General features: G+C 66.3%; 6 protein-coding genes and 1 pseudogene. 3 read left to right on the top strand and 4 right to left on the bottom strand.

What is annotated here, in order from left to right; all coding sequences use genetic code 11:
* Nucleotides 1–217: 217 nt before the first annotated feature.
* Nucleotides 218–615, bottom strand: a pseudogene (locus ACXJL8_RS32305) (winged helix-turn-helix transcriptional regulator).
* A 93-nt stretch (nt 616–708) separates the two neighbouring features.
* On the opposite strand from ACXJL8_RS32305, the gene ACXJL8_RS32300 reads away from it, so the two are divergent.
* From ACXJL8_RS32300 to ACXJL8_RS32290, 3 genes are all read left to right on the top strand, one after another.
* The gene (locus ACXJL8_RS32300; RefSeq protein WP_456623956.1) at nt 709–1,737 is read left to right on the top strand and encodes an SDR family oxidoreductase; all 1,029 of its coding nucleotides are present in this window, start codon (nt 709–711) and stop codon (nt 1,735–1,737) included.
* Between the two features lie 100 nt (nt 1,738–1,837).
* Nucleotides 1,838–2,617: a 2-keto-4-pentenoate hydratase gene (locus tag ACXJL8_RS32295; RefSeq protein ID WP_456686241.1), complete on the top strand. Its 780-nt coding sequence runs from the start codon at nt 1,838–1,840 to the stop codon at nt 2,615–2,617.
* Between the two features lie 78 nt (nt 2,618–2,695).
* A complete protein-coding gene (locus ACXJL8_RS32290; protein WP_456686240.1) occupies nt 2,696–3,256 on the top strand; it encodes a hypothetical protein in 561 nt (186 codons plus the stop codon).
* Nucleotides 3,257–3,567: 311 nt separating this feature from the next.
* Here ACXJL8_RS32290 and flgH read toward each other — a convergent pair whose 3' ends face one another.
* The 3 genes from flgH to ACXJL8_RS32275 all read right to left on the bottom strand — a co-directional run.
* On the bottom strand, nt 3,568–4,344 hold the full coding sequence (gene flgH / locus ACXJL8_RS32285; RefSeq protein WP_456623953.1) for a flagellar basal body L-ring protein FlgH: 777 nt from the start codon (nt 4,342–4,344) through the stop codon (nt 3,568–3,570).
* A 3-nt stretch (nt 4,345–4,347) separates the two neighbouring features.
* Nucleotides 4,348–5,490 carry a flagellar basal body P-ring formation chaperone FlgA gene (gene flgA / locus ACXJL8_RS32280; protein WP_456686239.1) on the bottom strand — a complete coding sequence of 381 codons (1,143 nt, stop codon included), beginning with the start codon at nt 5,488–5,490 and terminating at the stop codon, nt 4,348–4,350.
* Between the two features lie 10 nt (nt 5,491–5,500).
* The coding region (locus ACXJL8_RS32275) for a flagellar basal body rod C-terminal domain-containing protein (protein ID WP_456686242.1) at nt 5,501–5,595 on the bottom strand (95 nt) is incomplete at its 5' end.

The raw sequence follows: 5,595 nt of genomic DNA, 5'->3' as shown, positions 1-5,595 counted from the left end.
GCATATTGCCCGTCGCTTGCCGCCGCGCGCTTCAACGCGCGACTGCAATCGCGAAAAATGAATCGCGATCAATGGGCTAGAGTCTCTTCCTCCGAGCTCACGTGAGTTCGGATGAGAAACAGCCTTCACTTCAGGTGCGGGAGGTTTTGCGAGTCGCATCAACGGGATCGACTCGAATGCTGCGGCACCGATCCAGCTGCATCAAGCATCGCTGCAATCAGGCCTGCTGCGACGTCATAAGGCGCGCATCCCCATAAGCCCTGGACCAGCTCAAGATTTCCTTAAAGCCGGCAACAGGCCGTAGGCCGCATCCGTCAGCTCGTACTCGACCCTTAGGGGTTTCTCCGCGAAGACGGTCCGCGACACCAATCCATCCTGTTCGAGCTCGCGCAGCTGCGTGGTCAGCATGTGCTGGGTGATGCCGCCGATCGATCGCCGCAATGCGCCGAAACGAACCGCGCCGTTCATCAGTGCGAACAGGATCTCCAGCTTCCACTTGCCGCCGAGGGCGTGGATGGCGCGCTTGAAGTCGGCGAGCAGGGCCGGGTCCGGGCTGCAATCGCGGTCGCCGTCGCAAACATTGGTCAGGTTTTCCATACCGGTCTCGAAATCCATTCTACTTGCTCCCCGGGAGATAGTGACCAGATGCCGCCTTGAGCAGGGCGGCGGAACCAATTCGCCGGCCCGGGCAACGAGGGGAATTTGGCAATGAGCACTGTTCTGGTCACCGGCGGCTCGGGCTTCGTCGGTATCCATGTCGTCCTGCAACTCCTGGCCGCCGGCCACACGGTGCGGACGACGGTGCGCCGGCCGGAGCGGCAGGCCGACGTGCTGGCCATGCTGCGCGAGGGCGGGGCCGCTTCGCCGGAGAGTCTGTCCTTCTTCACCGCCGACCTCATCCGGGACGAGGGGTGGCGTGAGGCCGTCGCGGGCTGCGACTACGTTCTCCATGTTGCCTCGCCGCTCTCGACCAGTGTGCCCAAGGATGAGAACGAGATGATCATCCCGGCCCGCGACGGCACGCTCCGGGTTCTCCGGGCCGCGCGCGAGGCCGGCGTCAAGCGCGTCGTGATCACCTCGTCGCTGGGGGCGATCGCCTACGGCCACAAGCCGCGGGCAAAACCGTTCGACGAGACCGACTGGACCAATCTCGACGGTTTGGACGCGCAGCCCTACATCAAATCCAAGACGCTGGCCGAGCAGGCGGCCTGGGATTTCGTCGCGCGCGAGGGCGGTGGGCTCGAATTGTCGGTGGTCAATCCCGCCGGCATTTTCGGACCCGTGCTGGGGCCGGATTTTTCCGGCTCGATCGAGATCGTGAAGTCGCTGCTCGACGGCGCCATGCCGGCGGTGCCGCGGGTCTATTTCGGCCTGGTCGACGTCCGCGACGTGGCCGATTTGCACCTGCGGGCGATGACGGCGCCGGAGGCCAAGGGCGAGCGCTTCATCGCGGTCTCCGGCGAAACGCTGTCGATCCTCGACATCGCCAGGGTGTTGCGGCGGGAACTTGGTCCCAGGGCGCGCCGGGTTCCGCGGCTCCAGGCGCCGGATTGGCTGGTGCGCCTGGCCGCGACCCGGATCCCGCTGTTGCGCGCGGTGGTTCCGATGCTCGGCAAGGAGCGCAATGCCACCAGCGCCAAGGCGAGGTCGCTGCTCGGCTGGCAGGCCAGTTCCAACGAGGAGGCGATCCTCGCGACGGCCGAAAGCCTGATCCGGCTGGGTCTCGTCAAGGCGTGAGGCCGCGCCCTTGGACCCTGCCTTCGGCCAGCGCTTGTCAGGCCGGGGCCGGGATGCTCCACTGCCGCGCAGAACTTGCGTAGCGTGGGAGGCGGCGCCAATGGACAAAATTCTCGCAGCCGCGAAGGCGATCGCGCTTGCGCGCCGCAATCATGCGCCGCTCGCGGCGCTGGAGGCTCCGCCGGCCGATGAGGCGGAGGGCTATCAGGTGCAGCGCGCGCTGCACGATCTCCTGCTGCCGCATGTCGGGCCGCTGGTCGGCTACAAGATCGGCTGCACCAGCCAGGTGATGCAGGACTATATCGGCATCCCGCACCCCTGCGGCGGCGGCGTGTTCCAGAAGGGCGTGCACGACAGCGGCGTGAAGCTCGCCGCCGCCGACTACGTCCGCGTCGGTGTCGAATGCGAGATCGCGGTGCGGCTGCAGCGCGATCTCGCCGCCGGCGAGGCGCCGTTCACGGCCGAATGGGTCGGCGAGGCCGTCGATGCCTATCATCCCGCGATCGAAATCGTCGACGACCGCTATGTGAAGTGGGAGACAATGGGCGCAGCCACGCTGATCGCCGACGATTTCTTCGCCGCCGGCTGCGTGCTGGGGCGATCGGTTCCGCGCTCGTCCGTGCCGGACCTGAAGGCGGTCAAGGGCCGCGCCATCGTCAACGGCGAGGAGGTGAGCCACGGCACCGGCGCCGACGTGCTCGGCCATCCCCACAACGCCCTCGCCTGGCTCGCCAACCATCTCGCCGCCGAAGGCAAGGGGCTTCATGCGGGACAGCTGGTGTTGACGGGGAGCCTGGTGAAGACGCTGTGGCTCAAGGCCGGCGACAAGGTGCGGATGGAGCTGGACGGGCTGGGCGTGGTGGAGGCGAAGTTTACGTGAGCTCTCTGGATCGTCTGCCCGTCGTTGCGGGCTTCGGGACAGACAGATCGTTGGTGTTCGACCGAGGGGAGCAGACGCATGGGCGTGTCGATCTGCCTGCTGTTCGTTCKAGGACGGGAGACCGCCGAGGTCCTGAACTCTATCGAGCTTGCAGCGACGACAGAGCATCGCTCGACCCCGTTGATCAAGCGCGGGGCTTTTGTGATGGCAGCGCTGCCCTCCGGATACGATCTGATCTGGTCGAACACGTGCGATGAACGGCGGTTTTCGCCGGCCATGCTGGCGAGGCTGTCCGCGAGCGCCGAGATCGTCGTCCTCTCCGTCGAAGAGCACGTGATGTTCTCGCAGGCGCAGGTCTGGCGCGACGGACGACAATGCTGGTCGCTTCAGCACGACGGCGACGTCGATGCCACGAACCTCAAACCGAGCGGGGATCTGCCGCCGCTCTTCAACAAGTTGCGTCACGACCAGGAAGGCCTCGTTGCCGCGGACCAGGATTTTTTCGACATTCCGGTGAAGCTGGTCGAGCACATCACGGGCTTCCGATACGATCAGAACTACACATGGGAGACCGACGAGACCTACGCGGTGCTTGCGGCGACCGCTTCGGCACGGCCCCCGTTCTGGAAATTCTGGTGACACCGCGCGTACGAACGCGTGTTGCCCCCTCCCGTAATGCGACGCTGAGCAAGTTGTCGCCGCCGTCATTGCGAGGAGCCCTTGCGACGAAGCAATCCAGAATCTTTCCGCGGACGCATTTCTGGATTGCTTCGCTGCGCTCGCAATGACGGAAGCTGGGACGACGTTTGAGTGCGCCAACTGACCGCGTAGGCGGCGGCTCGTCGCGCCAAAATACATGCGGCCTCCGGCAGGGGAGCTACCGGAGGCCGCGTCGTACATCGTCGTTCGCGCCTAGGTTCGCGAACACGATGTGGGAGCTCGGGAGAAGGCTAGAAGGGCAGCAGCACGTCCATGACTTGCTGGCCGTAGCGCGGCTGCTGCACGTCCATGATCTGGCCGCGGCCGCCGTAGGCGATGCGGGCTTGCGCGATCTTGCTGGAATCGATGGTGTTGTCGCTCTGGATGTCCTCGGGGCGGACGATGCCGGCGACCACGAGCTCGCGGATCTCGTAGTTGACGCGGATCTCCTGCTTGCCTTCGACCACGAGGTTGCCGTTCGGCAGCACTTGCGTCACGACCGCGGCGACATTGGTCTGCAACGCCTCCTGGCGATTGACCGAGCCCTTGCCGTCGGCGGACGATGTCGAGTCGGTGGTGAGAAGGCGGCCGGGCAGGACCTTGAGCGGCTGCGTGACCGTCTGGCTGCCGATGAAGTCGGTAATTCCCGAATCTTCCTTGGCGGTGCGGCTGCGCTGGGTCTCGTTGGCGATATTGGCCTTGTCGGTGATGTTGACGGTCACGGTCAGGAGGTCGCCGACCTGGTGGGCGCGCTGGTCCTTGAAGAAGGCCCGGCTGCCGTTGCGCCACAGCGAGTTCGGATTGTAGGAGGCGACTTCCGGCTTCGGCATCGGCATCTGCACCGGCTTGTAGCCCGGCTGCGTCGTCGGATTGTCGATCGCTGACAGCTTCGGTTGCTCGCCGATCTGCGACAGGCGGTCGATCGAGGAGCAGCCGCTCGCCAGCGTACAGGTTGCCAGCAGCAGGGCAGAGATCGCGATGCGACGGAGACGGGAAGCCGAACTGAAAGTCGTACTGAACCTGGACATGACTTACTCTGACTTGGCTGGAGCGCGCGAGGCTTGAACTGGAATCTGGGCTTGTGCGACATGTGCTTGGGCGATCTGGGCCGGGGACGCCGGGGTCTGGATCAGGCTTTGGGCGAGGGCTGCGGCCGCGGGGACTTCGTCGCGCTTGATTGACGAAGTCTGCTCGACCGCGGCGGCCATCGGCACCGACTGGCTGGCGCCCTGGACCGTGACCTGGCCGCGGCCGGTGACGACGCCGGTCAGCGTGCGCTTGGTCTGCACGTTGAGCACGCTGACGATGTCGCCTTCGGCGCCGCTCTCGATCGCCTTGCCGCGCGTGGTGAGATAGAGGCCCGGGACCTGGTAGATGATGGTGACGCTCTGGTCGCGCTGCACGAATTCGGGCCTTGCGATGTCGGCGACCCGGATCGGCGTGCCCGCCCGCATCGGCCGGCGGAGCTGCATGCCGACCGCGCGGTCGCGCGAGGCGGGCTCGCCGGTGACCTCCGCCTTCGGCCGGCGCTCCAGCGCGACGTCGGAGGATTTCAGCATCTCGGTGCGGTCGATATCGCGCGTCAGGATTGCGACCTCCACCGTCTCGATCGCGGTGCCGGTGAAGCGCAGCTTGGTCGGCGTCGGGGTGTTGTCGTTGCCGATCTCGAAGGTCAGGTCGAAACGGCCGCTGCGTGCGTCGTAACGCGTCGCGACCGGCTGGAGCACGCCGCTGTTGGAGGCATCGAGCCGCATCTCGGAGACGCCGCGGTCGAAGGTGACGGTGATGTTGGCGGCATCGCCAAGGCCGAAGCGGCGCTCGAGCGCGGCGGCAACCGCGGTCTCGAGGTCCTTGTTGGCGAGGGTGCGGGCGAGCCGGGTGACCGCGACCTCCTTGAGGTCGCCGGTCATCACGCCGATCACCTGCTTGGCCCGCAGCACGCTCAGGACCTGGGCGACCGGCAGGGCGCCGGTGGTGCCGAGATCGGGCGAGCGGTAGACCGGGATCAGCGCGGCCGAGCCGGCATTGTCGATGAGATCGCCGACCCGCACCACGTCGGAGGTGACGGTGACGCTGGCGCGCAGCGTCGGCGCGGCAATGGCGTCGTCGGCCGCCTGCGCCGGCAGCGCCAGCGCGAGCAGGGCAGAGATCGTGGCGAGCGTCGTGCGGATCATCGTCATCACCTCAGCGGAACAGCGCCGTGGTCGATTGCATCATCTGGTCGGCGGCGCTGATCACCTTGGCGTTCATCTCGTAGGCGCGCTGGGCCGCGATCAGGT

The sequence above is a fragment of the Bradyrhizobium sp. P5_C11_2 genome, assembly GCF_054049755.1.
This window is presented reverse-complemented; position numbering and strand designations above follow the sequence as displayed.